The sequence below is a fragment of the Nocardioides sp. B129/18 genome, from assembly GCF_055282735.1.
The window spans coordinates 58797-84582 of record NZ_JBUZJI010000013.1 but is presented as its reverse complement, the minus strand read 5'-3'; the positions used below and the strand labels follow the sequence as shown (position 1 = coordinate 84582).

General features: G+C 73.3%; 21 protein-coding genes. 12 read left to right on the top strand and 9 right to left on the bottom strand.

The window, feature by feature from the left end; all coding sequences use genetic code 11:
* Positions 1-26: 26 nt before the first annotated feature.
* Positions 27-1154, bottom strand: a complete 1128-nt coding sequence (locus ACZDWJ_RS11370) for an XdhC family protein (RefSeq protein ID WP_463521071.1) — start codon at positions 1152-1154, stop codon at positions 27-29.
* A gap of 228 nt (positions 1155-1382) precedes the next feature.
* Between ACZDWJ_RS11370 and ACZDWJ_RS11365 the strand changes: the two genes are divergently transcribed.
* A complete protein-coding gene (locus ACZDWJ_RS11365; RefSeq protein WP_463521070.1) occupies positions 1383-2429 on the top strand; it encodes an NAD(P)-dependent alcohol dehydrogenase in 1047 nt (348 codons plus the stop codon).
* 324 nt (positions 2430-2753) lie between these two features.
* The gene (locus ACZDWJ_RS11360) at positions 2754-4943 is read left to right on the top strand and encodes a DEAD/DEAH box helicase (RefSeq protein ID WP_463521069.1); all 2190 of its coding nucleotides are present in this window, start codon (positions 2754-2756) and stop codon (positions 4941-4943) included.
* A 134-nt stretch (positions 4944-5077) separates the two neighbouring features.
* Here ACZDWJ_RS11360 and ACZDWJ_RS11355 read toward each other — a convergent pair whose 3' ends face one another.
* Both ACZDWJ_RS11355 and ACZDWJ_RS11350 read right to left on the bottom strand, forming a co-directional pair.
* Positions 5078-5437: a YidH family protein gene (locus tag ACZDWJ_RS11355; protein WP_463521068.1), complete on the bottom strand. Its 360-nt coding sequence runs from the start codon at positions 5435-5437 to the stop codon at positions 5078-5080.
* A gap of 62 nt (positions 5438-5499) precedes the next feature.
* Positions 5500-7107 carry a hypothetical protein gene (locus ACZDWJ_RS11350; RefSeq protein WP_463521067.1) on the bottom strand — a complete coding sequence of 536 codons (1608 nt, stop codon included), beginning with the start codon at positions 7105-7107 and terminating at the stop codon, positions 5500-5502.
* Between the two features lie 270 nt (positions 7108-7377).
* Between ACZDWJ_RS11350 and ACZDWJ_RS11345 the strand changes: the two genes are divergently transcribed.
* From ACZDWJ_RS11345 to ACZDWJ_RS11320, 6 genes are all read left to right on the top strand, one after another.
* Positions 7378-10500: a beta strand repeat-containing protein gene (locus tag ACZDWJ_RS11345; RefSeq protein WP_463521066.1), complete on the top strand. Its 3123-nt coding sequence runs from the start codon at positions 7378-7380 to the stop codon at positions 10498-10500.
* Between the two features lie 483 nt (positions 10501-10983).
* Entirely contained in the window at positions 10984-11799 is an 816-nt protein-coding gene (locus tag ACZDWJ_RS11340) for a thioesterase family protein (RefSeq protein WP_463521089.1), read from the top strand.
* Positions 11800-11826: 27 nt separating this feature from the next.
* Positions 11827-12531, top strand: a complete 705-nt coding sequence (locus tag ACZDWJ_RS11335; protein WP_463521065.1) for a (deoxy)nucleoside triphosphate pyrophosphohydrolase — start codon at positions 11827-11829, stop codon at positions 12529-12531.
* Between the two features lie 4 nt (positions 12532-12535).
* Positions 12536-13441 (top strand): N-acetyl-1-D-myo-inositol-2-amino-2-deoxy-alpha-D-glucopyranoside deacetylase, encoded by a 906-nt coding sequence (mshB, locus tag ACZDWJ_RS11330; protein ID WP_463521064.1) that lies wholly within the window; start codon positions 12536-12538, stop codon positions 13439-13441.
* Positions 13442-13444: 3 nt separating this feature from the next.
* A complete protein-coding gene (locus ACZDWJ_RS11325; protein WP_463521063.1) occupies positions 13445-13819 on the top strand; it encodes a DUF6113 family protein in 375 nt (124 codons plus the stop codon).
* A 10-nt stretch (positions 13820-13829) separates the two neighbouring features.
* Positions 13830-15569, top strand: a complete 1740-nt coding sequence (locus ACZDWJ_RS11320; RefSeq protein WP_463521062.1) for a VanW family protein — start codon at positions 13830-13832, stop codon at positions 15567-15569.
* Between the two features lie 21 nt (positions 15570-15590).
* Here the strand turns inward: ACZDWJ_RS11320 and ACZDWJ_RS11315 are convergent, their stop codons facing one another.
* Entirely contained in the window at positions 15591-15917 is a 327-nt protein-coding gene (locus ACZDWJ_RS11315) for a hypothetical protein (protein ID WP_463521061.1), read from the bottom strand.
* 155 nt (positions 15918-16072) lie between these two features.
* Here ACZDWJ_RS11315 and ACZDWJ_RS11310 point away from each other — a divergent pair, with 155 nt between their 5' ends.
* Positions 16073-16627, top strand: a complete 555-nt coding sequence (locus tag ACZDWJ_RS11310; RefSeq protein ID WP_463521060.1) for a hypothetical protein — start codon at positions 16073-16075, stop codon at positions 16625-16627.
* A gap of 23 nt (positions 16628-16650) precedes the next feature.
* Here the strand turns inward: ACZDWJ_RS11310 and ACZDWJ_RS11305 are convergent, their stop codons facing one another.
* A complete protein-coding gene (locus ACZDWJ_RS11305; RefSeq protein ID WP_463521059.1) occupies positions 16651-17565 on the bottom strand; it encodes a GNAT family N-acetyltransferase in 915 nt (304 codons plus the stop codon).
* A gap of 69 nt (positions 17566-17634) precedes the next feature.
* On the opposite strand from ACZDWJ_RS11305, the gene fdxA reads away from it, so the two are divergent.
* On the top strand, positions 17635-17961 hold the full coding sequence (fdxA, locus tag ACZDWJ_RS11300) for a ferredoxin (RefSeq protein ID WP_463521058.1): 327 nt from the start codon (positions 17635-17637) through the stop codon (positions 17959-17961).
* 5 nt (positions 17962-17966) lie between these two features.
* Positions 17967-19079: a succinyldiaminopimelate transaminase gene (gene dapC / locus ACZDWJ_RS11295; RefSeq protein ID WP_463521057.1), complete on the top strand. Its 1113-nt coding sequence runs from the start codon at positions 17967-17969 to the stop codon at positions 19077-19079.
* A gap of 24 nt (positions 19080-19103) precedes the next feature.
* Here the strand turns inward: dapC and ACZDWJ_RS11290 are convergent, their stop codons facing one another.
* The 4 genes from ACZDWJ_RS11290 to ACZDWJ_RS11275 all read right to left on the bottom strand — a co-directional run bounded on the left by ACZDWJ_RS11290 (position 19104) and on the right by ACZDWJ_RS11275 (position 22186).
* Positions 19104-20078: a hypothetical protein gene (locus ACZDWJ_RS11290; protein WP_463521056.1), complete on the bottom strand. Its 975-nt coding sequence runs from the start codon at positions 20076-20078 to the stop codon at positions 19104-19106.
* Positions 20079-20148: 70 nt separating this feature from the next.
* Positions 20149-21084, bottom strand: a complete 936-nt coding sequence (dapD, locus tag ACZDWJ_RS11285; RefSeq protein WP_463521055.1) for a 2,3,4,5-tetrahydropyridine-2,6-dicarboxylate N-succinyltransferase — start codon at positions 21082-21084, stop codon at positions 20149-20151.
* A 25-nt stretch (positions 21085-21109) separates the two neighbouring features.
* On the bottom strand, positions 21110-21646 hold the full coding sequence (locus tag ACZDWJ_RS11280; RefSeq protein ID WP_463521054.1) for a mycothiol transferase: 537 nt from the start codon (positions 21644-21646) through the stop codon (positions 21110-21112).
* Between the two features lie 63 nt (positions 21647-21709).
* Positions 21710-22186, bottom strand: coding sequence for a PaaI family thioesterase (locus tag ACZDWJ_RS11275; protein WP_463521053.1), 477 nt, complete (start codon positions 22184-22186; stop codon positions 21710-21712).
* Positions 22187-22463: 277 nt separating this feature from the next.
* Between ACZDWJ_RS11275 and ileS the strand changes: the two genes are divergently transcribed.
* Positions 22464-25763 (top strand): isoleucine--tRNA ligase, encoded by a 3300-nt coding sequence (ileS, locus tag ACZDWJ_RS11270; protein WP_463521052.1) that lies wholly within the window; start codon positions 22464-22466, stop codon positions 25761-25763.
* Positions 25764-25786 lie beyond the last annotated feature (23 nt).

The following is a 25786-nucleotide window of genomic DNA, read 5'->3' as shown; positions in this document are numbered from 1 at the left end:
TGGCGTCTGACAGACCGTAATTCCCGTTATCTGGACAGGTGCACCGGCGTGTCGAGCACGCCGAGCGGGGCCCCGGAGCCACCCCAGCGGCGGGCGACGATCTCGGCCGCGATGCTCACCGCGGTCTCCTCCGGCGTGCGGCCGCCGAGGTCGAGGCCGACGGGGCTGGAGAGGCGCGCGAGCTCCTTCTCCTCCAGGCCCGCCTCGCGCAGCCGGGAGAGCCGGTCGAGATGGGTGCGTCGCGAGCCCATCGCGCCCACGAACCCGACGGCCGGCAGGCGCAGCGCCACCTCGAGCAGGGGGACGTCGAACTTCGGATCGTGGGTGAGCACCGCGAGCGCGGTGCGGCCGTCGACGCGACCGGCCTCCTGCTCGGCGGCGAGGTAGCGGTGCGGCCAGTCGACGACCACGTGGGAGGCCGCGGGGAAGCGCTCGGCGGTGGTGAAGACCGCGCGGGCATCGCAGACCGTCACCTCGTAGCCGAGGAAGGAGCCGATCCGGGCCAGGGCCGCGGCGTGGTCGACGGCGCCGAAGACGATCAGGCGGGGGGCCCGGGCGAAGGCCGCCACGTGCACGCGCAGCCCCAGGCCGCGTCGCTCGCCGTCGGTGCCGTAGGTGAGGGTGCCGCTGCGCCCGGCCGCGAGCAGCCCGCGGGCGTCGTCGCGGACGGCGGCGTCGATGCGTCCTCCGTCGAGGGTGCCGGTGGCCTCGACGTCGGTGAGCGCCACCGAGCGCCCGACCAGCGCGGGGTCGGGGTGCTCGACGACGGTGGCCAGGGCCACCGGATGGCCGGCCTCGACGGCCGCGAGCGCGGCGCGCACCGCGCGGCCCTCGGCGGCGTCGGGACGCACGGCGCTGACGAAGACCTCGACCTCGCCGCCGCAGGTCAGGCCGACGGCGATGCCGGCCTCGTCGGCGATGCCGAAGCGCTCCAGGCGCGGCGGTGCCCCGGCCAGCACCTCGAGGGCGGCGTCGTAGACGGCCCCCTCGACGCAGCCGCCCGACACCGATCCCACGACGGTGCCGTCGGCGCGCACGAGCATCGCCGACCCCACCTCCCGCGGTGCGGATCCGCTCACGGCGGTGACCTGCGCCAGGGCGGCGCCGTCTCCGGCGGCCAGCTCGGCGGCGAGCTCGGTCCAGGGTGCGCGCATGGAGTCTCCCGTCTCCCGACCGCGAGCCCCCATGCCCACGGCGTCGGCGTCCGGTCACCCTAGCCCCGGGCCGTCGAGGCGGCTCCGGGCCCGTCCGCATGGTGAGTGACGTGGGTCACGTCCGAGCGTGGGCGGGCGGGGCGCTCACCCCTGCGGGTTCCCGGCCCCCACGACGCCCGGTCGTAGCGTCGAGAGGTCAGTCAACCGCCTGATCCCAGGGAGAGATTCGTGGCCACCACCGTCAAGGCCTACGCCGCCCCGTCCGCCACCGAGCCGCTCGTCGCCACCACGATCGAGCGCCGTGACGTCGGGCCGAAGGACGTCCAGATCGCCATCCGCTACGCCGGCATCTGCCACTCCGACATCCACACCGTCCGCGGCGAGTGGGGCAAGGTCCCCTACCCGCTCACCGTGGGCCACGAGATCGTCGGCGAGGTCACCGCCGTCGGCGACTCCGTCACCAAGTTCGAGGTCGGCCAGCGCGTCGGCGTCGGCTGCATGGTCAACTCCTGCCGCGAGTGCGAGAACTGCCTCGCCGGCGAGGAGCAGTACTGCCTCCAGGGCGAGACCGGCACCTACGGCTCGCAGGACCGCGACGGCTCCGTCACCCAGGGCGGCTACTCCGAGTCGATCGTCGTCGACGAGGACTTCGTGCTCCGGGTCCCCGAGTCGATCCCCTACGAGGCCGCCGCCCCGCTGCTGTGCGCCGGCATCACCACCTACTCCCCGCTGCACCACTGGAACGTGGGCCCCGGCAAGAAGGTGGCCGTCGTCGGCCTCGGCGGCCTGGGCCACATGGCCGTCAAGATCGCCCACGCCATGGGCGCCGAGGTCACCGTGCTCTCGCAGTCGCTGAAGAAGCAGGAGGACGGCCTCCGCCTGGGCGCCGACCACTACTTCGCGACCTCCGAGGAGGAGACCTTCGCGCACCTGAAGGGCACCTTCGACGTCATCCTCAACACCGTCAGCAGCGCCAGCCTCGACTTCAACGGCCTCCTCGGCCTGCTGAAGCTCGACGGCACGATGGTCAACGTCGGCGCCCCCGGCGAGCCCATCAGCCTCGGCATCTTCAACCTCTTCACGAACCGCCGCCGCCTCGCCGGCTCGAAGATCGGCGGCATCCGCGAGACCCAGGAGATGCTCGACTTCTGCGCCGAGCACGACATCGCCGCCGAGGTCGAGGTCATCTCCGCCGACCAGGTCAACGAGGCCTACGAGCGCGTGCTCGCCTCCGACGTCCGCTACCGGTTCGTCATCGACACCAGCACGCTCTGAGCGTCCTGAGCCCGCGCTGAGCGGGCCGCCCGCTCGTCCCCGCGGCGCCGTCCACCTCATCCGGGTGGGCCGCGCCGCGGCGCGTCACGCGAGGATTCCCGCGCGACGGGGTGCCCCGCGCTACCCTGACAGCGGCGGCCCGGCCGGCGCGACCCACTCGCGCGGCCCCGCCCCGTCGTCGGAGGTCAGCCGATTCCTCGACGTCGGCCCGCGTCGGCAGCAGTGGACGCGGCTCGGATCGCGGCGCCCCGGCCCGCGACGCACGCACGTCGAGGCAGGCGTGCCAGGACCGGCACGAGGGCGTGCCGATGCTCAGGAGGATCAGTGGCTCGAGGCGGTCAGCGCCAGGCCGGCGGCGCGCGCGGAGGCGCGCGCTCCAAGCGCAACGGACGTCGCGTCGACAACGAGGGGATCATCCCGGTCCTCGCCCGCGCCGTGCGGGAGGTCGAGCTGGCCGTCCAGCGCAGCCGCGTCGACTCCCGCACCCGCAGCACCTTCCAGGTCGTCGCGCTCCTCGTGCGCGAGGAGCGGGCCCGGATCAAGGTCGACGCCGCGCTCACCGAGCACCAGCGCGCCGAGGAGCTCAAGCGGCTCGACGGCATCGCCACGATCCTCGCCAAGACCGCCGCCCGCGAGCCGTCCCTGCTCTCGCTGCTCGCCGAGGACGCCCAGCTCAGCGAGTCCGCCCGCGAGCTCAAGGCCGAGATGCTGCACGCCGCCGGGCTCGAGGCGCCCGTCGAGGTCGCCCAGAAGGACCCCGAGGCCGACGGCGCCGTCGCGCTCCAGGTCGACCGCCGCGTCGTCCCGCAGTCGGTGATCGCGCGTCGCCTGGCCAACCCGTTCCTGGCCCCCGACTTCTCCGGCGCCCAGCCCGGCTCCGGCGTCGCCAAGCGGCTCTCCGGCTGGGAGCTGCTCGGTCCGCTGTTCCGCTCCTTCGAGTACGTCGGCGGCGGGGCTCCGGCCTGCATGCCGCTGCCCGACGCCGAGTCCCTGCCGCTCACCGGCCTGGTGCCGGCCGGGCTGGAGCTGATGCCGCACCAGGCGCAGCTGATCGCCTCGGCCGCCGCCGGCCACCGCAGCTACCTGCTCGCCGACGAGCCTGGCCTCGGCAAGACCGCGCAGGCGCTCCTCGCGGCCCACGCCGCCGACGCCTACCCGCTGCTGGTCGTCGTCCCGAACGTCGTGAAGACCAACTGGGCCCGTGAGGCCACCCGTTGGACGCCGCAGCGCGCCGTCACCGTCATCCACGGCGATGGCGACGACGTCGACGGCTTCGCCGACATCGTCGTCGTCAACTACGAGGTGCTCGACCGGCACGTCGGCTGGCTGGGGGAGTTCGGCTTCCGCGGCATGGTCGTCGACGAGGCCCACTTCATCAAGAACAAGACCTCCCAGCGCTCCCAGCACGTGCTGCACCTCTCCGAGCGCATCCGCGCCCGCACCGTGCGGCCGCTGATGATGGCGCTCACCGGCACCCCGCTGATCAACGACATCGAGGACTTCCGCGCCATCTGGCAGCTCCTGGGCTGGATCGACGACGTCAAGCCGCTGGGCCGCCTCATGGACCGGCTCGAGGAGACCGGCCTCACCCCGGCCGAGCCGGCCTTCTACGGCGCCGCGCGCTCGTGCGTCATCGAGATGGGCATCGTGCGCCGCCGCAAGCTCGACGTCGCCGCCGACCTGCCGGCCCGCCGCATCGCCGACCTGCCCGTCGAGCTCGACGACGCCGCCGGCCGCTCGATCCGCGACGCCGAGCGCGAGCTGGCCCGCCGGATGGTGCAGCGCTACTTCACCGCCCTCGAGACCCGCACCAGCGGCATCGTCACCGAGGGCATCGACCACGAGCTGGTGCGTCGCGTCGCCGGCTGGGAGCTCGCCGACAGCGCCGACCGCAAGGACGGCGAGAACGTCTTCACGATGGTGCGCCGCATCGGTCAGGCCAAGGCCGGCCTCGCCGCCGACTACGCCGCCCAGCTGGCCCGCAACGTCGGCAAGGTCGTCTTCTTCGCCAAGCACATCGACGTCATGGACGTGGCCGAGGAGACCTTCGCCAAGCGGGGCCTGCGCTACGCCTCCGTCCGCGGCGACCAGACCCCGAAGGCGCGTCAGACCGCCATCGACTCCTTCACCAACGACCCCGACGTGTCGGTCATCGTCTGCTCGCTCATGGCCGCCGGCGTCGGCCTGAACCTGCAGGTCGCCTCCAACCTGGTGCTCGCCGAGCTGCCGTGGACCGACGCCGAGCAGACCCAGGCCATCGACCGCATCCACCGCATCGGCCAGGAGGAGCCGGTCACCGCGTGGCGCATCGTCGCCGCCCAGACCGTCGACACCCGCATCGCCGAGCTGATCGACTCCAAGGCCGGCCTCGCCGCGCGAGCCCTCGACGGCTCGGACGAGGAGATCGGCGCCTCGGCCGACGTCCAGCTCGAGGCCCTCGTCGCCCTGCTCACCGACGCGCTCGAGCTCGAGCGCACCACCGGCGCCCCGCGCCGCATCGTCGTCCGCTCCTGACGGCCCCGCTGACCGCCGGCCGCGTCCCTCCCGGGCGTCGTCCGGTGGTCGTGGCGCGCCCTCGGCCGGCCGGGCAGTTTCCCCGGGCATCCGGGGAAGCTGCCCCGTGGCGACGCCCGGCGTGTCGCCCGGCCTCACTCCAGCAGCAGGACGACGGCGAGCAGCACGCCGATGAGGACGACGGCGACGGTGAGGGCCGCGCCGAGGGTGAAGGCGGGGAGGGGCTGACGCAGTCGCATGGCGTGCTCGACGCGGGCCCAGCGCACGTAGGCCAGCACGGTGGTGAGCGAGCCGAGGCTCACCAGCAGCAGCACCATCGCCGCGCGCGCCCAGCCGGCGTCGGGGACGCCGAGGGAGTGCAGGGCGACGGCGCCGGCGATGAGGGCCAGCGAGGTGCGCACCCAGGCGAGGAAGGTCCGCTCGTTGGCGAGGCTGAAGCGCGGGTCGGGCTCCTCTCCGGCGTCGTAGACCCAGTGCGGTCGGCGCTCGCCCACGCGGGTGCCCCTTCTGATCGGGCCGGCGGTCCGGCGCTCCTGGACGCCGCCGAGGCCCGGACTCAGGCGGACAGCGACGCGGCGGTGTCCACGTCCAGCAGGGCGGGGCCGACGTCGCGCCACCACCGTACGGCACGCTCGACCTGCGGATCCGCGGTGGTGAGCCCCGCGAGGGTGGTCGGCGCCCGGAGCCCGAGCGCCGCGAGGGCGTGGGGACGCTCGTCGAGGGAGCCCTCGTCGGCGACCCGGGCCACCGCGCTGCTGTGCCGCTCGTCCAGGGGGCTGGAGCAGCCGCGCAGCGCGGCGAGGGCGGCGGCCGCGACGGCCGGGCGGCGCTCGGTGATGACGCGGTCGGCGACGACGTCGGGATAGGAGCAGTGGCCCATCGCCAGCAGCGCGTCCCAGGCGCGGATGGCCACGAGGTCGCGCTCGTCGATGGTGAGGGAGAGCAGCGCGGTCTCGAGCGTGCGGGCGTACGGGCTGGCGCCGAGCAGGTGGGCGGCGGCGGCGCGCCGCGGCTCGTGCACGTGGCACAGCAGCTCGTGGACGAGGTGCTCGAGCATCCGGTCGGACTCGCCGCCGGCGTGCTGGAAGGGCCGCTGCGCGCGGATGCTGACGGCGCGCGCCAGTGCGCGGCCGAGCTTGGTGGGGATCAGCTCGGCGTGCTCGCGGGCCAGCTCGGCCCGGGTGCGCACGAGCCGGTCCTGGACGGCGCGCACGATCGAGTCGAAGGCGCGCTGCGGCAGGTGCGCGGCGACGTCGAGGCCGTTCTGCACGCGGATCGGATGCAGGGTGTCGACGATGTGGCGCAGCCCGTGGCGCTCGACCCGGCCGATCGTGCTGGGGTCGAGGTGGCCGCGGGCGAGCTTGGCGGCGGCGACGGTCAGCGCGTGGTCGCGGATGGCCGGCACCTCGGAGTCGAGCAGGCGCACCGAGAGGGTGCTCGCGGCCTCGACGTCGATCTCCTGCAGCAGCGAGAGCATCGGGCTGACCAGCTGCACGTCGCTGCGCGTGAGCCACTCGCCGAGGGAGCGGATGACGTGCTGCTGGCTGTGCGGGTGCTGGGTGAGGACGACGGCCGCCTCGTAGCGGCGCAGCTGGTCGAGGCCGGTGGTGCGGGCCAGCTCGTCGATGAGCCGCGAGCACAGCAGCCGCCAGCTGGCGCGGGGGATGAACACCGACTCGAAGCGGGAGAGCTCGACGGCCAGGCGCAGCCAGTCGCCGCCGCCCAGCTGCGGGCGTGGGCCGACGGCCAGCTCCAGCAGCGTCTCGAAGTCGAGCCCGCCGTCGCGCCAGTCGTCGGTGTAGGCGCTGGCCTCGACCCGCGAGGAGCGCAGGGTGGAGGTGCGCTGCAGCTCGCGGGTGACGGCCAGCAGCGAGCCCGAGGGCCGCTCGAGGACGGTCTCGTAGGCCAGCACCACCCGGCCCGGGATCGGGACGACGCCGGACTCCCAGCGGCTGACCCGGCTGAGGTCGGCGGTGATGCCCTGCTCGCGCAGCGCGGCCACGAACGCCGAGCGTCCGGGGTCGCGCGGGTGCAGCAGGCGGGTCGTCGCCAGCAGCCAGGCGACGCGGGGCCAGGGGTCGACCTCGACGGCCTCGAAGGGCGTCGGATCGAAGGGAAGGCGCTGTGGACGACCCCGCCGGCGTGCAGGCGCAGGAGGGGGCATCGGGAGGCTCTCGGGGGAGCGGTGAGGGGTGGGCTCGTCCATGTGGGTTCGCGCGCATCACCGCACATGCGGCGCATCCCGAGCAGGTTTCGTGCAAGTAAAAAGTAAAGAAGCACAAATGATCTGGCGATTGAGAGAACTCCCTAGGTTCGCCTCTGCCTCGGGTCGCGATTACTGCGTTCGGAGCCGTGCATTCCACCCAGGTGGGCGAAATGCACGAAATGCCCGCGGGGACATCCGCGGGACCTCTTTTCGAAAGGTTCCACATCCATGAACAGCAGCGGCATCAAGCGCGGGCTCGCGGCCTCGGCCATCGCGTCCCTCGCGGTCACGGGTCTCCCGTTCTTCCTCTCCTCCGCCGACGCGGCCACCCTCCAGCTCGGCGGCAACGCCGCGGCGGTGACCCTCGTCAGCCCGGCCGACAACGGCGTCGTCTCGATCAAGAACGACGGCACCGACGCCACCGTCCGGCTCACCGCGCGCGCCAGCGCCGCGGTCTCCTCGGTCGCCTTCGAGTACACGATCAACGGCACCACCTGGACGCCCATCGGCACCGCCACCGGTGACGACGGCGCCTTCGCCTACGAGTGGGCTGTCCCCGCCTCCCTCATCGGCGCGGCCAACCTGCAGGTGCGCGCCGTGGCCGGCACGGTCACCTCGGCCGCCGCCGACGTCACCGCCTCCTCGACCGCCGAGACGGTCAACGTCGCGGCCGGCTCCGCGCTCGGCGTCTTCCAGTCGCCCTACAACGGTCAGACCCAGAACGTCATCGTCTCGGGCACCGCCTCCTACGCCGGCACCGTCGGCCTCTCGTGGCTCCAGGGCAACGACACCTTCAAGGCTCCGGTGAACGTCACCTCCGCCGCTCCGTCGGGCTCGACCACCAACGCGTGGAAGGGCGTCCTCGACATCTCCGGCTACGCCTACGGCGCCGGCGACCAGCTCCTGGTCCGCGCCTCGGCCGCGAACACCGAGGACACCGAGGCCTACAGCCTCTACAAGCAGGTCATCACCTCGGTCACCGCCGTGGCCGCCGACCCGAACGTCCCCGCCCCCGGCTCCTCCGACGTCACCGTCACCGTCAAGGACCAGCAGGGCAACCCGATCGCCGGCGCCCGCGTCGGCAAGGTCGGCAGCACGACCACCCTCGGCTACACCGACGCCAACGGCCAGCTCAAGGGCGCCATCACCCAGACCGGCGGCACCACCGGCGCGTACTACGCCGACGCCACCGACAGCGCCGGCTACGAGCCCGTCCTGGGCGACAAGAAGTCCGACGACCTGACCGTGGGTCAGTATGCGGCCGCGCCCACCAGCCTCGACGCCACCTCGGCCGACGGCTCGGCGTTCGACTTCGACGAGTACGCCGGCGGCGACATCGCCGTCCAGGTCCGCGACCAGAACGGTCGCGCGTTCGACACCACCGGCCAGAGCCTCCAGTACTACTGGGCCATCACCCCCTTCGCGGGCGGCCCCGTGCAGTACGTGCCGGCCAAGGACGCCCAGGGCAACACGCAGTTCGACTCCCAGGCCACCGACACCAACGGCAAGTTCCTCGTGACCTTCCCGAACAGCGTCGAGGGCACCTATGAGCTCTACGCCCGCCTGGGCGCCAACGGCCTCGGCAACGGCGCGATCGCGGTCTCGAAGGTCCTCACGGTCAAGGCCGGCGAGGCCGACCTGACCCTCAAGCCCAAGCGCGCGCAGGCCTCCATCGGCGGCACCGCCTCGGTCGTGGGCACCCTGGCCCTCGAGGACGGCACCGCCCTGCCGGGCCGCTCGGTCGACGCCAGCTACGCCGGCGACAACGCCGGGATCGTCCAGGCCACGGGCAACCCGGCCGCGACCCGGAGCTACACCACCAACGCCTCCGGCTCGTTCACGGTCGACGTCAAGGACCAGGCCACCCCGGCCACCGCCGAGTCCGGCACCGTGTCGGTCGACAGCGCGATCGTCGCGGGCAACCCCGACGACACCGCCGACATCGACTTCGCGGTCAGCCTGGTCCCGGCCGAGGTCACCGTCGCCGGTGGCTCCGGCACCGACGTCGCCGGCACGGTCAAGGGCTACACCGTCACCGTCTACGCCGACAGCAACCCGACCCAGGCCGGCGTGCAGCAGCAGGCCCTCGCCAACACCGAGGTCACCCTGACCCTCGACCACGGCTTCTTCACCGACGGCAAGGACGCCGCGACGCCCACCACCGGCGCCGACGCCGGCAACCTGAAGAACCTGGGCTCCTCGATCAAGGTCACCACGGACGAGAACGGCGAGGTCGACGTCCTCACCTCCATCGCCCGCGACGCCGGCTTCGACGACGACGGCTACGTCGACGCGAAGATCACCGCCACCGCCGGCTCGGCCTCGGCCAACGACACCGACGAGTGGACCAGCTACAACCCGCTCAACGGCGGCACGGTCAGCGTCTCGCTGGCGGCCGACAAGTACCAGGAGTCGACGGTCCTGCCGAAGGCCCGCAACGACCAGCGGGTCGCCTACGACCTCAAGACCACCGACCAGTTCGGCAACGCCGTGGGCAACTCCTTCGTGGCGCTGAAGGTCGAGGGTGCCGGCGAGAGCTACACCGACGCCGCGACCACGAACTTCAACGAGTCGCCCGACTTCTACGTCTACGGCGCGTCGGGCACCGGCGACCTCACGGTCACCGCCACCTGGGTGGCGAACACCAACAAGTACGACGCCTCCACCCCGCCGGCGATCGCCACCGGCCAGGAGACCCTCACCGGCTCGAAGACGATCACGGAGTACGCCTACGCGATCACGACGGCCACCGCGACCCTGAGCGACGACGTGAACAGCCAGGCCAAGATCGGCCAGGCCGTCACCGAGACCGTCAAGGTCGTCGACACCGAGGGCCAGCCGATCCAGGGCGTCGACGTCGCGTTCCTGCGCCAGGGCCCGGGCAACGAGGGCACCGGCGACACGAACTTCACCACCTCGACCAACGCCAAGGGCGAGGCGTACTACACGTTCGTGGGCACCACCGCGGGCACGGCCAACGTCAGCGCGGTCCTCCAGGACGGCACCGGCCGTCGCGTCCTCACCGACGCGGTGACCATCGGCGGCAGCACGACGCCGAGCAACCCGGAGGACATCCGCGTCATCCTGTCGGGCTCGGACAACAACAAGTACTCCGACAAGCTGACCGTCGACACCTCGCCGAAGGCCGTCGGCGCGACGATCAAGATCTACAAGATCACCTCCACCGGCAAGAAGGGCCCCCTCTTCGCCACCAGCAAGGTGACGGCCTCGGGACGCACCCTGGTCGTGATCAAGGACACCAACGGCAACCAGAAGTCGACCTACGTCGCCAGCGTGCTGTCCACCGACGTGACCAAGCAGGGCACGTCCAACCGCAAGACCGTTCGCTGACCGTCGGCGAACTCGCCTGAGCGAGCCTGTCTGCCCCATGCGGGCAGGCCCGCTCGGCACCCGCTCGGCTCCGGAGCCCCCCTTCCGGAGCCGGGCGTCGTCGGATGTCCGACGCACCCGGACGCGGTCCGGGCCGATCTCCTTCGCCGCTGCTGGGAGTTCGGCCCGGACCGCTTCGCGCACCCTAGCCGGGTTCGCGCTGTTGTGCGGGAAATGCCCTGGCATGCATGGATGGGGTGCCTGCCGGGGCATTTCTCGTTGAATTTCGAAGGATCGCGATCCTGCCCGGATCGGGTCCGCTCGTGTCCGATTCGACCCGAGTCGATCCGGGCCGACCGATGGTGATTAGTGATGCCTGACTATCGCCGCCCGGAAATGCCTGCGACACGGTGTCGGGAAATGTCGGGTGAAGGCGGTTCGGGCCCCGGCCCCGGACGCCGATCGGCGCGAACGGCCCCGCCTCCTAGGCTGCGACGCGTGAGGATGGCCGAGCTCGACCGCGACCTGCAGGTGCACCCGCTCGGGGACGGCCGTCTGGCCGCCGAGCTCCCGGCCGGCTGGCAGGTGGGCGGCGGCGTCAACGGCGGCTTCCAGCTCGCCCTGGTCGGCGCGGCGCTGCGCACCGAGCTCGCCGACGTGCAGGGGCTCGGCACGCCGGACCCGCTGGTCCTCGCCGCCACCTACCTCTCCGCCGCCGTGCCCGGCCCCGCCGAGCTGCACGTGCGCGTGCGCCGCTCAGGAGGCCGCACCACGGTCGCCGACGTCGAGCTGCGGCAGGGCGACGCCGTCCGGCTCGCGGTGCTGGCCACGTGCGGCGATCTCGCGGCGCTGCCCGACGACGTCCGCACCACCGCGGCTGCGCTGGCGCTGCCGCCGCGCGAGCAGTGCGTGTCGAACGAGCACGCGCCGCCGCAGCTGCGCGCGATCGCCCCGCTCATGGACCGCTTCGAGATGCTCTTCCCCGCCGAGCAGGCGGGCTGCTTCGTCGGGGCGCCGACCGGCCGCGGCGAGCTCTCGGCCTGGTTCCGCCTGAAGGACGAGCGCGAGCCCGATCCGCTCGCGCTCCTGCTGGCCGTCGACGCCCTCCCGCCGGTGACCTTCGACCTCGGCAGCCTGGGGTGGGCGCCGACCATGCAGCTGACGGCCCACGTCCGCGCGCTGCCAGCGCCGGGCTGGCTGCGGCTGGTGCACCGCACCCGCAACATCGCCGGCGGCATGTTCGAGGAGGACTGCGAGGTCTGGGACGCCGCCGACCGCCTCGTCGCGCAGGGCCGCCAGCTCGCCCTCCTCCCGCGCTGAGCGCGCGGCTCTCCTAGGCTCAGCGCCATGGAGCGTCTGGTGGTGGGAGCGGCCCTGCTGCGCGGCGGCCGCGTGCTGGCCGCCCGTCGCGTCGGGCCCCCGGCGCTCGCCGGTCGCTGGGAGCTGCCCGGCGGCAAGGTCGAGCCGGGGGAGCGCCCCGAGGACGCCCTGGTGCGCGAGCTCGCCGAGGAGCTCGGCGTCGACGTCGAGGTCACCGGATGGCTCGCCGCCCGTGCCGACCTCGGGGAGGGCCGGACGCTGCGCGTCGGCGTAGCCCGCATCCACGGCGGCGAGCCCGAGCCCGACGGCGCGTCCCACGACGCGCTGCGCTGGCTGGGGCTCGACGAGCTCGAGGGCGACGCCGCCCCGCACTGGCTCGAGTCCGACACCGTCTTCCTGCCCGAGCTGCGGGCCGTGCTCGCCGCCGAGGCCGCGGGCTGGCGCCGGGCCGTGCTCTTCGAGGACGACGACGCCTCGGCGGTGGCGGCCCGGCTGCGCGCCGACGGGTACGAGGCGCTCGTCGAGCGGGAGCGGCTGGCCGGCGAGGACGACGACGAGGACCATCCGTGGGCCGTCGTCACCGACGCCCCCGCGCTCCTGGTGGAGATGCTGCTCGACGAGCACGACGGCTGGCTGGTCGAGGACGACCCGGCCGCCCCGGCGCACCCGACCCCGCCGCCGGTCGCGCTGCCCGAGGCGCCGCGTCGGATCAAGCGTCCGCCACTAGGCTGATCCCATGCCCGAGCACCGCCTCCTCCTCGTCCACGCCCACCCCGACGACGAGGTCATCGGCCAGGGCGCCACGATGGCCAAGTACGCCGCCGAGGGCCGGGGCGTCACGCTGGTCACCTGCACCGCCGGCGAGCAGGGCGAGATCCTCGTCCCCGAGCTCGCCCACCTGGCCGCCGACCAGGAGGACCGGCTCGGCGAGCACCGCCGCGGTGAGATCGCCGACGCGATGGCCGCGCTCGGCGTCACCGACCACCGCTGGCTGGGCGGCTTCGGCCGCTTCCGCGACTCCGGCATGAAGTGGCACGAGGACGGCTACGCCATCGCCGCCGACGACATCCACGACAACGCCTTCTGGCGCGCCGACCTCACCGTCGCCGCCGACCACCTCGTCGAGGTCATCCGCGAGGTGCGTCCGCAGGTGCTGGTCACCTACGACCAGTTCGGCGGCTACGGCCACCCCGACCACATCCAGGCCCACCGCGTCGCCACCTACGCCGTCGCGCTCGCCGCCGCGCCGTCCTACCGCCGCGACCTCGGCGAGGCCTGGGACGTCGCGAAGGTCTACTGGGGCGCGATGTCGGAGAGCCGCATGCGCGAGGGCCTGCGGATGATGCGCGACGCCGGCGACGCCGTCTCCTTCGAGGGCATGGACCCCGACGGCCCGCTGCCGCCGTTCGTCGTCCCCGACTCCGATCTCACCTGCGCGGTCGACGCCACCGCCTTCGTCGAGCAGAAGATGGACGCCCTGCGCGCCTACCCGACCCAGGTGGCCACCGACGGCCCGTTCTTCGCGCTGTCGAACAACGTCGGCGCCACGGCGCTGGGCATCGAGGTCTACCGCCTCGTCAAGGGCACGCCGGGGCCGGTCGGCCCCGACGGGCTCGAGGACGACCTCTTCGCCGGCGTCTGAGCCGTGCGGGTGCTCGTCGGCGGCGCGCTGATCGTCCTGGGGGTGCTCGGCGGCACGGCCACGGTGCTGGTGCACCGCTGGTGGTGGGGCCTGGCGCTCGGCGTCGTGGTCGCGCTGCTCACCGCCCGCGCGCTCCCCGCGCGTCCGGGCGGTCGTCTGGCCTTCGCCGGCGGCTTCGCCCTCGTGGTGCTGTGGCTGACCCGCTCGCGGCCCGAGGGCGACTACCTCATCGCCCAGGACGCCCACGGCTACGCGCTCCTGGGCGCGGTGATGCTGCTCGTGCTCGGCTGCACCCTGACCCTCGACCGGCGGGCCCCGAGACGATCCGAGGCGTCCACCGGGAGCGGCGCGGCGTCGCCGCCCGGGGGCGATTCGTAGGATCGGCGCCATGGAGCAGGAGACGAAGGCCCGCACCCGCACCGGAACCTCGGCGGTCGTCGCCGTGGTGCTCGTCCTCCTCCTGCTCGCCGGCGGCGGGTACGCCGCGGCCTACGCCTACGCCGGCGACGACCTGCCGCGCGACACCCGCATCGGCGGCGTCGCCGTCGGCGGGCTGAGCCCGCAGGCCGCCGAGCAGCGGCTGCGCTCGGGCCTGGCCGAGCAGGTGGCGCGCCCGATCGAGGTGCGCGTCGAGGGCCGCACCCAGCAGGTCGACCCCGCCGACGCCGGCCTCGCGATCGACTACGGCGCCTCGGTCGAGGCCGCCGTCCGCGAGCGCAGCTGGAGCCCCGGCTCGCTGTGGGGCCACTACGTCGACCGCCAGCGCATCGACCCCGTGCTCGCCGTCGACGAGCAGGCGATGACCTCCTTCCTCGAGGGCCTCTCCGCCGGCGACGGCCAGGAGCCGGTCGACGGCGCCGTGCGCTTCACCCGCGCCGGCGTCGAGACCACGGCCCCGCGTCAGGGCCGCTCGGTCGAGCCCGCGGCCGCCCGTCGCGCGCTCGAGGCGGCGTTCCTCGCCCCGACGGCCGCGCCCGTCGACCTCACCGCCACCGTCGTGGAGCCCGAGATCGACGACGCCGACCTGCAGAAGGCGCTCGACGAGTTCGCGAACCCCGCGATGTCGGCCGCCGTCGTGCTGCGCTTCGGCGACTCCCCGGTGCGGCTCCTGCCCTCGCAGTACGCCTCCGCGCTCAGCATGGAGGCCCAGGACGGCGTCCTGGTGCCGAAGGTCGACACCGCCCGGCTCGATCGCCTCGTGAAGGCGCAGGTCGGCGACGCCGACGCGCCCGTCGACGCCACCGTGCGCCTCGTCGACGGCCGCCCGACGGTGGTCCCGGCCAAGCCCGGCGTCGACTTCGAGGCCGACGCCGTCGAGAAGGCCTTCCTCAGCGTGCTGACGAGGAGCTCGAAGCGGGAGGCGCGGGTCAGCGCCACCACCGCCGAGCCGAAGGTCACCACCAAGCAGGCCACGGACTGGCGGATCAAGGAGAAGGTCTCGACCTTCACCACGTACTTCCCCTACGCGGAGTACCGCAACGTCAACATCGGCCGGGCCGCCGAGCTCATCGACGGCACCGTGCTCAAGCCGGGCGACACCTTCTCGCTGAACAAGATCGTGGGGGAGCGCACCCGCGAGAACGGCTTCACCGCGGGCTTCATCATCAGCGACGGCATCTTCAAGGAGGACCTCGGCGGCGGCGTCTCGCAGTCGGCGACCACCACCTTCAACGCCGCCTTCTTCGCCGGCCTCGAGGACGTCGAGCACAAGCCGCACTCGCTCTACATCGACCGCTACCCCGAGGGCCGCGAGGCCACCGTGGCCTGGGGCTCGGTGGACCTGCGCTTCCGCAACGACACCAAGTACGGCGTCCTGGTCGACACCTCGTTCACGCCGTCGACGCCGTCCTCGCGCGGCTCGATCACCGTCTCGATGTGGTCGACGAAGGTCTGGGACATCACCACGAGCACCAGCAAGCGCTACGCCTTCACCCAGCCCTCGACGCGTCGTCTGAGCACGCCGGACTGCGAGCCCAACGGCGGTGGCCCGGGCTTCTCCGTCGACGTGTTCCGCTACTTCCGGCGCCCGGGCAGCAGCACGCTGGTGCGCACCGAGAAGCTGCACACGGTCTACAACGCCTCGGACCGCGTCGTCTGCGTCGCGCCGAGCACCTCGTCCTCGCGCTGAGGACGAGGCGCCCGGCGGCGCTCAGGAGCGGACGTCGAAGGTGGCGGTGATGGCGTCGCGACGCACGCCGGCGCTGTCGGTGACCCGCATGCGCAGGGTCTGCACGCCCTGGTGGGCCGGGAGCCACGGGTGCTCCCACTCGACCCACAGGCCCTCGACGTTGGGGCCGGTGAGGGTGGCCTCCTCCCAGGTCGCGCCGGCGTCGAGGCTCAGCTCGACGTAGCGCAGGGTGCCGTGCCCGGCCCGGGCCTGGCCGCGGAGGACCTCGGTGCGGCCGACACACGGCTCGTCACAGCCGTCCACGAGGATGACGCGGGGGGCGGTGGCGAGAGCGGTCTGGTCGGTCATGGCGTGAACCGTAGTCAGCCGATCGACTTAAGACCTCATCGGTGTCCGCATGATGGATGGGCGTCTCGTCTGTCGGACGCACCGGCCGTCGGCTAGCGTCGGAGCCCGATCGAGGAACGGTCGAGGAACGGTCGAGGCACGGAGGGGTGCGAGACATGGGGACGAGTCAGAGCCAGCGGGGCGCGCTGCGCCTCGGCGCCGTGATGCTGCTGGTCGCTGCCGCGGTGCTGGCCGGGTTCGCCCTGCTCGGCGGCGGCTCCTCCTCCGCCTCCGAGGTCACGAGGGTCGAGGACCCCGGCTCCATCGCCCTGCCGTCGCTGGGGCTGTTCGGCGGCAGCGTCACGGTCTACGGCGACGTCCCTCCGGAGGGCGTCGGCACCAGCGGGGTCGACTGCACGCTGCGCACCGCCGACGGCGCCGAGCTCAGCTCGGCCAAGATCAGCGAGCTGGCCGTCGCCGGGCGCGGCGACGGCGTCGAGCTCGACGGCACCACGCTGCGTCCGCTGCTCGAGGTGCGCGGCTACCCGACGGGGGCCACCCTGGCCTGCGCGTCCGGCTCGTTCCCGCAGACGGCCGCGGTCGGGGGCTCCTCCACCTTCGGCGGCCTCGGGGGAGTGGTGCGCGGCTTCGCCGGCCTCATGGCCGTGGTGTGCCTCGTGCTCGGCGGCGTCGCGCTGCTGGTGCTGCGCCGTCCCCGCCGGACCGCCTGAGCGCCGGTCCTCACGGCTGCGCCTCAGGCCTGCGGCGCGAGGTACTGGTAGCGGTGGTGGTCGACGAAGCCCAGTCCCGCGTAGAGCCGCCGGGCCGGCTCGTTGGCGTCGAGCACCTGCAGGTAGGCGGTGGTGGCGCCCTGCTCGGCGCCCCACTCGACGAGCGCCGCCATCACCGCGAGCGCCAGGCCGCGCCCACGGGCGTCGGGTCGCACCTCGACGCCGCGGAAGCCGATCCAGTCGCGGTCGACGACCGCGAGGCCGCGGGCGTCCTCGCCGATGCGGGCCACGGCCAGGCCGTCCTCGAGCGCGATGGCGGCCTCGGGCAGGTCGGTCGGCAGCGAGCGGGCGGTGCGGGCCACCGAGGCGAGGGCGAGGACGGAGTCCGACTCGACGCTCTCGGCGCCCCAGCCCAGGCCGCGGAGCAGCTCCTCCTCGGCCGTGCCGACCTCGACGGCGGCGACGGGGCGGCGTCCGGCCCGGCGGTAGTGCTCGACGACGCCCGCGACGAGCGCGTCGTCGACCTCGCCGGAGGGCCCGAAGGCCAGCGCGGAGTTGGCGCGCCGGGCGGGATGGGCGTCGTCGAGGCGCAGCGTCCAGGGCCCCAGAGGGGTGGTCCGCAGGTGGGGGAAGAGCGCGTGGGCGCGCTCCTGCGCCTCCCGCGCGCCGACCCTCAGCCGGGTCGCCGGCCGCGGCGGCACCGGCTTGCCCGAGACGATGTCGGCGAGCGGGATGCGCACGGGTTCTCCCTGCTCAGGGGCGATGACGCAGTGATCGTACTCCCAGGCCAGGCACTGTCCGAGCAGGTCGGTGAAGGCCGGGCCGCCGGTGGGACCGGCCTCGCCGCGCACGAGCCGGCGCACCACGACGCGCTGTCCGACGACGTGCTCACCAAGCAGGTGCTTGCCCACAGCGTGGGGTTCCCGATCGCCAGCCACCCTCGGATACTAGGCTGACGCCAGAGCAGCCCACCGTGCGCATCTCGCGCCGTCCTCAGGAGGAACCCGGTGACCTACGTCATCTCCCAGCCGTGCGTCGACGTCAAGGACCGTGCGTGCGTCGACGAGTGCCCTGTCGACTGCATCTACGAGGGCAAGCGGATGCTCTACATCCACCCCGACGAGTGCGTCGACTGCGGTGCGTGCGAGCCGGTCTGCCCGGTCGAGGCGATCTTCTACGAGGACGACCTCCCGGCGGAGAACAAGGAGTACTACGACGCCAACGTGCACTTCTTCGACGACCTCGGCTCGCCCGGCGGTGCGGCGAAGATGGGCGAGATCGACCACGACCACGCGTTCGTGGCGGGCCTCGCTCCGCAGAACCAGGACCACTGAGCCCCGTGGGCTCCCCGGCGCCGGTCTCGGGCCGGCTGCCGGACTTCCCGTGGGACCGGCTGACGGCCTACGCCGCCACTGCCCGCTCGCACCCTGACGGCATCGTCGACCTCTCGGTCGGCACGCCCGTCGACCCCACGCCCGAGGTCGCCCAGGCGGCCCTGCGCGGCGCGGCCGACAACCCCGGCTACCCGACGACGATCGGCCTGCCGTCCTCGCGGCAGGCCGTCGTCGACTGGCTCGCGCGCCGCCACGGCGTCACCGGCCTCGGCCTCGAGCACGTGCTGCCGGTGGTGGGCTCCAAGGAGCTCATCGCCTCGCTCGCGCTGCACCTCGGCATCGGGCCCGGCGACCTCGTCGGCTACCCCGCGCTGGCCTACCCGACCTACGAGGTCGGCGCCGCGCTGGCCGGCGCCCGGGCCCTGGCCACCGACAGCCTCGAGGAGCTCGATGCCCAGGGCGCCCCGCCGGCGCTGCTGTGGATCAACTCCCCGGCCAACCCCAGCGGCCGGGTGCTCTCGGCCGAGCGGCTGCGCGAGATCGTCGCGTGGTGCCGCGAGCGGGGCACCCTGCTGGTCTCCGACGAGTGCTACCTCGAGTGCGCCTGGGAGGCCGAGCCGGTCTCGGTGCTCCACCCCGACGTCTGCGGCGGGTCCACCGAGGGCCTGCTCTCGGTGCACTCGCTCTCCAAGCGCTCGAACCTCGCGGGCTACCGCTGCGCGTTCGTCGTCGGCGACCCCGCCGTCGTCGCCGAGCTGCTGGCCGTGCGCAAGAACCTCGGCCTGCAGATGCCCGGACCGCAGCAGGTGGCGCTCAAGGCCGCCCTCGACGACGACGCCCACGCGCTCGAGCAGCACGGCCGCTACGCCGCGCGCCGGGCCCGGCTGCGCACGGCCCTGGAGTCGGCCGGCTTCCGCATCGACCACTCCGAGGCCTCGCTCTACCTGTGGGCCACCCGCGACGAGGACTGCTGGACCACCGTCGGCGCCCTCGCCGAGCAGGGCGTCCTCGTGGCGCCCGGCGCCTTCTACGGCGAGGCCGGCGCGCGCCACGTGCGCGTCGCCTTCACCGCCACCGACGAGCGGGTCGAGGCCGCCGTCGCACGGCTCTCGCGCTGACGCTGCCCTGACGCGGCCCGTCGCTCAGGCGAACACGTCGACGTGGACGTGGTCGCGGTGCTCGAGCACCGCGCGGTCGCCCGCGCTGGAGGCCGGCGTGTAGTCGCGCCAGCCCTGCCCGGAGCGGCGCGCGGTCCAGATGCGGCCGTCGTAGATGACGGTGGCGATGTCGAGGCGCTCGGCCTGGGCCACCAGGAACTGCGCCATCGCCCAGCCCTGCACGCGGTTCGCGGCGTTGACAGGCCGGAAGAAGACGTCGACCGCCCGGCCGTCGTAGTGCGCGGAGCCCTTCATGTGGCCCGTGGTGACGCCGCCCGGCGCGAACCCGCCCAGCGACTGGCGTCCGAAGACCCGCTCGACCTCGGCGCGCACGCGGGCCGCGCGGCCGGTGAGGCCTGAGGAGTCGAGGTCGGCGGAGGAGGAGTCGGCGCTCGCGCCGACGGTGCAGGTGAAGGAGTGCGGGGAGTAGCCGGTGAGGGAGGACGACAGGACGCGGGCGTCGTCCTCGTGGTCGGCGTAGGCCTCGGGGAAGCCGGAGCGCTGCACCGCCTGGGCCGCCTCGGTGATCCGCAGGCCGCGGTAGCCGTCGACCTTCTCGAGCGCGTCGTAGAAGGCGTTGGTGGCGTAGACGGGGTCGAGGATCTGCGCGCGGGTGCCCCAGCCCTGCGACGGACGCTGCTGGAAGATGCCGAGGGAGTCGCGGTCGCCGCCCTCGAGGTTGCGGATCTTCGACTCCTGGTAGGCCGTGGCCAGCGCGATCGACACCGCCCGGGCCGGCAGTCCGCGTCGGACGCCGATGGCCGCGATCAGCGAGGCGTTCTCGGCCTGCTCCTGGCTGAGGTCGACGGTGCGCCCGTCGACGGTGGCGGTGCAGCCGCGCAGCCCGAGGTAGGGCGCCACCGCCCGGTGGACGCCGAACGCGACGGCGGCCACGACGCCGACCGCCAGGACCAGGGTCACCACGAGGGTGCGGCGCACCCCTCGACCCCCCTGTCGCATGAGGCGAGCCTAACCAGCGACCGGTGGCGGCCCGCAGGCCACCACCGGTCGTCGCAGGTCGTGCTGAGGATCAGTTCGCGTGCAGCGCGGCGTTGAGCTCGATGCCCTGGCCCTTCCAGGCCACCGCCTCGACGGCCCCGGTGATGGAGTTGCGGCGGAAGAGCACGTTGCTGGCGCCCGCGAGCTCGAGGGCCTTGACGACGCGGCCGTCCTCGCCGGGCAGCGTCACCTTGGTGCCGGCGGTGACGTAGCAGCCGGCCTCGACGACGCAGTCGTCGCCGAGGGGGATGCCCAGGCCCGCGTTCGCGCCCAGCAGGCAGCGCTCGCCGATCGAGATCGTCTGCTTGCCGCCGCCGGAGAGCGTGCCCATGATCGACGCGCCGCCGCCGACGTCGGAGCCGTCGCCCACGACGACGCCCGCGGAGATGCGGCCCTCGACCATCGATGCGCCGAGCGTGCCGGCGTTGAAGTTCACGAAGCCCTCGTGCATGACGGTGGTGCCCTCGGCGAGGTGGGCGCCGAGCCGCACGCGGTCGGCGTCGGCGATGCGCACGCCTGTGGGGATGACGTAGTCGACCAGGCGCGGGAACTTGTCGACGCCGAAGACGGTGACGTGCTGGCCGTGCATGCGCAGGCGCGCGCGGGTGGCCTCGAAGCCCTCGACGGCGCACGGGCCGGCGGAGGTCCACACCACGTTGGCGAGCAGGCCGAAGACGCCGTCGAGGTTCTGGCCGTGCGGGCGCACCAGGCGGTGGGAGAGCAGGTGGAGGCGCAGCCAGACGTCGGCGGTGTCGACCGGCGGCGCGGCGAGGTCGGCGATCTCGACGAGGCGGATCTCGCGCCGCACCCGTCGCGCGTGGTCGCTGCCGGTGAGGTCGACGAGCTCGCCGGGCGCCTCGGCCTCGGTCGGGCGGGTGCCGAGCGCCGGCGTCGGGAACCAGACGTCGAGGACGGTGCCGTCGGTGGTCACGGTGGCGAGGCCGTAGCCCCAGGCGGAGGTGGTCACGTGGCCTGAGTCTAGGGAGCCGCGGCTACTGGCCCACGCGCCCGTCCACGCACTCCCGCAGGAGGTCGGCGTGGCCGCAGTGGCGGGCGTACTCCTCGATGACGTGGACGGCGACGTCACGCACCTCGATGTGGTCGCCGCGCACGTCGACCAGCTCGTCGAGCCCCCGGGTGGCCAGGTGCGACTCGAAGGCGTCGCGCTCGCGGCGCCAGACCTCCCAGGCCTCGGCGACGACCGCGTCGTCGGCCACCGCGCCGTCGAAGTCGGCGTCGCGGGTCTCCTCGCAGCCGTAGAGGCGCGGCTCGTCCAGGCCCTGCAGGAAGATCTTGTTCCACGTGTGCTCCACCTTGCCCAGGTGGCGCAGCAGCCCGAGCAGGGAGAGGGTCGAGGGCGGCACCGAGCGGCGGGCCAGCTGCTCGGCGTCCAGGCCCTGCAGCTTCAGCTCGAAGGTGAGCCGGAAGTGCTGCAGGTACTGCTCCAGCACCGCCCGCTCGCCGCGCGGGGAGTCCGAGGGCTGCAGGCGGGGGTCGTCGGCGGGGTCGAGGAAGAAGTCGGCGGGCACGGGCCCACCCCATCACGGACGGGTTCCGCGCCGCGACCGGGTTCGGCGCCGGTCAGGCGTCGGTCAGGCGTCGGGACGCTGGCGGCGCACGTAGATCTGACGCCGCTGCACCGCCACGACGGTGCCGTCGTCGAGGGTCAGCGCCACCTCGAACCAGCGCAGCAGCCGCTCGCCGCCGGCGGTGGCGACCCGCACCTCCTCGACGACATGGTCGCCGACCTCGACGACCGCCGTCACCGGGCCGGTGCCGGGGCGGCGGAAGTCGATCTCGACGAGCCTGTCCCACACGACGTGCCCGGCGCCGAGGCGCTGGCTGAGCATGATCGGCAGGAACGGGTCGATCATCGAGAACAGCGAGCCGCCGAACGCGGTGCCGAACCAGTTCGCGTTGGCCTCGGTGAGGTCGAGCCGCACCTCGACCCGCGACCAGTCGTCGGCCACCTCCAGCACCGTGATCGCCTGCGCGGCGAAGGTCGGCCAGGCGTTCATCAGCTCGCGGAACTGCGCGGCGGTGAGGTCGCTGCCTCGGGGATCGCTCACGGGCCCAGCCCACCACGGCGGGGGAGCGGCGAACTGATTCGACCACGCTGCGGACCCGGCCGTACGCTGGCCCCACAGGCGCTCGAGCCGTCATCAGCGGCGAGCCTCCGGAAGAACGGCGGGTCCCGACCCGCTCAGTAGAACCGGACGGGGCCGGCCCGTCACAGCCGTCAACGAAGGGGTCCGCCGCGAGGCGGGCAAGCAGGGTGGTACCGCGGTCCGCGCGACGGATCGTCCCTGGTCCGTGACGAGCATCCGAACCAGACCAGGACCAGCGATGACCTACCCGAAGGTGACCTCCGACGCGTCCGGCGTCGTCCCCGCGAGCCCCCGCCTGCCCGAGATCGAGGAGCGGATCCTCGCCTACTGGGCCGCCGACGGCACCTTCCAGGCCTCCATCGACCAGCGCGAGGTCGCCGCCGACGGCGAGGGCGAGTTCGTCTTCTACGACGGCCCGCCCTTCGCCAACGGCCTGCCGCACTACGGGCACCTGCTCACCGGCTACGTCAAGGACCTCGTCCCGCGCTACCAGACGATGCGCGGCCAGCGCGTCGAGCGCCGCTTCGGCTGGGACACCCACGGCCTGCCCGCCGAGCTCGAGGCGATGCGCCTCAACGGCATCAAGACCACCGACGAGATCGTCGAGATGGGCATCGACCGGTTCAACGACGCCTGCCGCGAGTCGGTCATGAAGTACACCGGCGAGTGGCGCGAGTACGTCACCCGCCAGGCCCGCTGGGTCGACTTCGACAACGACTACCGCACCTACCAGCCCGACTACATGGAGTCGGTCATGTGGGCCTTCAAGACCCTCCACGACAAGGGCCTGGTCTACGAGGGCTTCCGCGTGCTGCCCTACTGCTGGAACGACGAGACGCCGCTGTCGAACCACGAGCTGCGCATGGACGACGACGTCTACCAGAACCGTCAGGACCCCGCCGTCACCGTCGGCTACCGCCTCGACGAGCGCGGCGACGACCCCGTGCTCGACGGAGCGCACGTCCTCATCTGGACCACCACGCCCTGGACGCTGCCGAGCAACCTCGCGGTGATGGTCGGCTCGGAGATCGACTACGTCGTCGTCGAGGGCCCCGTGCCCGGCGTCGAGGGCGCCACCGCCCGCTACCTGCTCGCCGAGGCCCGCCTGGGCGCCTACAAGCGCGAGCTCTTCCCCGACGCCGACGAGCCGACCGTGCTGGGCCGCTACCGCGGCGCCGACCTCGTCGGCCGCACCTACGCGCCGCCCTTCTCCTACTACGCCGGCCACGCCAACGCCTTCCGCGTCGTCGCCGCCGACGACGCCGTCACCACCACCGACGGCACCGGCGTCGTCCACACCGCCGGCGCGTTCGGCGAGGTCGACAAGGAGGTCACCGACCGCGAGGGCATCGAGGCCGTCATGCCCGTGGGCAAGGACGGCCGGTTCACCGTGCCCGTCGCCGAGTACGAGGGAATGCAGGTCTTCGACGCCAACCCCCACGTCATCGACCACCTCAAGGCCGCCACGCGCGGCGAGGTCGCCGGCTCGGTGACGCCCGGCACGATCCTGCTGCGCCGCGAGACCTACGACCACTCCTACCCGCACTGCTGGCGCTGCCGCGAGCCCCTGATCTACAAGGGCGTCTCCTCGTGGTTCGTCGAGGTCACGGCCGTCAAGCAGCGGATGCTCGAGCTCAACCAGGAGATCAACTGGGTGCCCGAGCACACCCGCGACGGCTCGTTCGGCAAGTGGCTGGAGAACGCCCGCGACTGGTCGATCACCCGCAACCGCTTCTGGGGCTCCCCGGTGCCGGTGTGGAAGAGCGACGACCCCGCGTACCCGCGCCTGGACGTCTACGGCTCCTTCGAGGAGCTCGAGCGCGATTTCGGCCGCCTGCCGCTCAACGCCGCCGGCGAGCGCGACCTGCACCGGCCGTGGGTCGACGAGCTGACGCGTCCCAACCCCGACGACCCGCGTCCCGAAGGCGAGCGCTCCACGATGCGCCGCGTCACCGACGTCCTCGACGTGTGGTTCGACTCCGGCTCGATGTCCTTCGCCCAGGCCCACTACCCGTTCGAGAACGCCGACTGGTTCGACGGCACCGCCGAGGCCCGGGGCCACTTCCCGGGAGACTTCATCGTCGAGTACGTCGGCCAGACCCGCGGCTGGTTCTACACCCTGCACGTCCTGGCCACCGCGCTGTTCGACAAGCCGGCCTTCAGCAACTGCGTCAGCCACGGCATCGTGCTGGGCTCGGACGGCAACAAGATGAGCAAGTCGCTGCGCAACTACCCCGACGTCCGCGAGGTCTTCGATCGCGACGGCGCCGACGCCATGCGCTGGTTCCTCATGTCCAGCCCGATCCTGCGCGGCGGCAACCTCGTCGTCACCGAGCAGGGCATCCGCGACTCGGTGCGCCAGGTGCTGCTGCCGCTGTGGAGCTCGTGGTACTTCCTGCAGCTCTACGCCAACGCCTCGGGCTACGAGGCTCGCGGGGAGACCACCTCGCAGGACGTCCTCGACCGCTACCTGCTGGCCAAGACGCGCGCCCTCGTCGAGGACGTCACCGCCTCGCTCGACGAGTACGCCATCGCCGAGGCCAGCGAGACCGTGCGCGGGTTCCTCGACGTCCTCACCAACTGGTACATCCGCCGCAGCCGCGAGCGGTTCTGGAGCGACGACCTCGCCGTCTCCGGGCCCGCCTTCGAGACCCTCGCCGCGGTGCTCGAGACGCTGTGCCGCGTCACCGCGCCGATGCTCCCGCTGCTCTCCGAGGAGATCTGGCGGGGCCTGACCGGCGGCCGCTCGGTGCACCTCACCGACTGGCCCGACGCCGCCGTCCTGCCCGCCGACGAGGCGCTCGTCGCCGCAATGGACCAGGTGCGCGAGGTCTGCTCGGCCACCTCCGCGCTGCGCAAGGCCCGCTCGCTGCGCACCCGCCTGCCGCTGAGCTCGCTCACCGTCGTCGTCCCCGACCCCGCCGCGCTGGCCGGGCTGGAGGCGATCATCGCCGACGAGCTCAACGTCCGCTCCGTGCGCCTGCTCGCCGCCGACGCCCCCGAGGCCGCCGCCTACGGCGTCTCGCAGCGGCTCTCGGTCAACGCCCGTGCCGCCGGACCGCGCCTGGGCAAGGACGTCCAGGTGGCCATCAAGGGCTCGAAGTCCGGCGACTGGTCGGTCGACGCCGACGGCGTCGTCACCTCCGGCGGCCTGCGCCTGGAGGAGGGGGAGTACACCCTCGAGACCGTCGCCGGCTCGGCCGACGAGGGCGTCGCGCTCGGCATCCTCGCCGGCGGCTTCGTCGTGCTCGACTGCGTCGTCACCCCCGAGCTGGCCGCCGAGGGCCTGGCCCGCGACGTCGTCCGCGCCGTCCAGCAGGCCCGCAAGGACGCCGGCCTCGAGGTCTCCGACCGCATCGCGCTCACCCTCGGCGGCACCGACGACGTCCGTGCGGCCCTCGAGGCCCACCGCGACCTCATCGCCGGGGAGACCCTCGCCACCTCGGTGACCCTCGTCGACGGTCCTGTCACCGACGGGGTCTCCGAGGTGCCCGTGGGCGAGGCGCAGTCGGTCTCGGTGGCGGTCGCGCGGGCCTGAGTGGAGGGTCGGCCGCTGAAAGC

Bases quoted from the DNA above. Each gene is read 5' to 3' on its own strand.
- ACZDWJ_RS11370 (WP_463521071.1), bottom strand. From the start codon at position 1,154: ATGCGCGCACCCTGGACCGAGCTCGCCGCCGAGCTGGCCGCCGGAGAC.
- ACZDWJ_RS11350 (WP_463521067.1), bottom strand. From the start codon at position 7,107: ATGCCCCCTCCTGCGCCTGCACGCCGGCGGGGTCGTCCACAGCGCCTT.
- ACZDWJ_RS11345 (WP_463521066.1), top strand. From the start codon at position 7,378: ATGAACAGCAGCGGCATCAAGCGCGGGCTCGCGGCCTCGGCCATCGCG.
- ACZDWJ_RS11340 (WP_463521089.1), top strand. From the start codon at position 10,984: ATGGCCGAGCTCGACCGCGACCTGCAGGTGCACCCGCTCGGGGACGGC.
- ACZDWJ_RS11335 (WP_463521065.1), top strand. From the start codon at position 11,827: ATGGAGCGTCTGGTGGTGGGAGCGGCCCTGCTGCGCGGCGGCCGCGTG.
- mshB (WP_463521064.1), top strand. From the start codon at position 12,536: ATGCCCGAGCACCGCCTCCTCCTCGTCCACGCCCACCCCGACGACGAG.
- ACZDWJ_RS11320 (WP_463521062.1), top strand. From the start codon at position 13,830: ATGGAGCAGGAGACGAAGGCCCGCACCCGCACCGGAACCTCGGCGGTC.
- ACZDWJ_RS11315 (WP_463521061.1), bottom strand. From the start codon at position 15,917: ATGACCGACCAGACCGCTCTCGCCACCGCCCCCCGCGTCATCCTCGTG.
- ACZDWJ_RS11310 (WP_463521060.1), top strand. From the start codon at position 16,073: ATGGGGACGAGTCAGAGCCAGCGGGGCGCGCTGCGCCTCGGCGCCGTG.
- ACZDWJ_RS11290 (WP_463521056.1), bottom strand. From the start codon at position 20,078: ATGCGACAGGGGGGTCGAGGGGTGCGCCGCACCCTCGTGGTGACCCTG.
- ileS (WP_463521052.1), top strand. From the start codon at position 22,464: ATGACCTACCCGAAGGTGACCTCCGACGCGTCCGGCGTCGTCCCCGCG.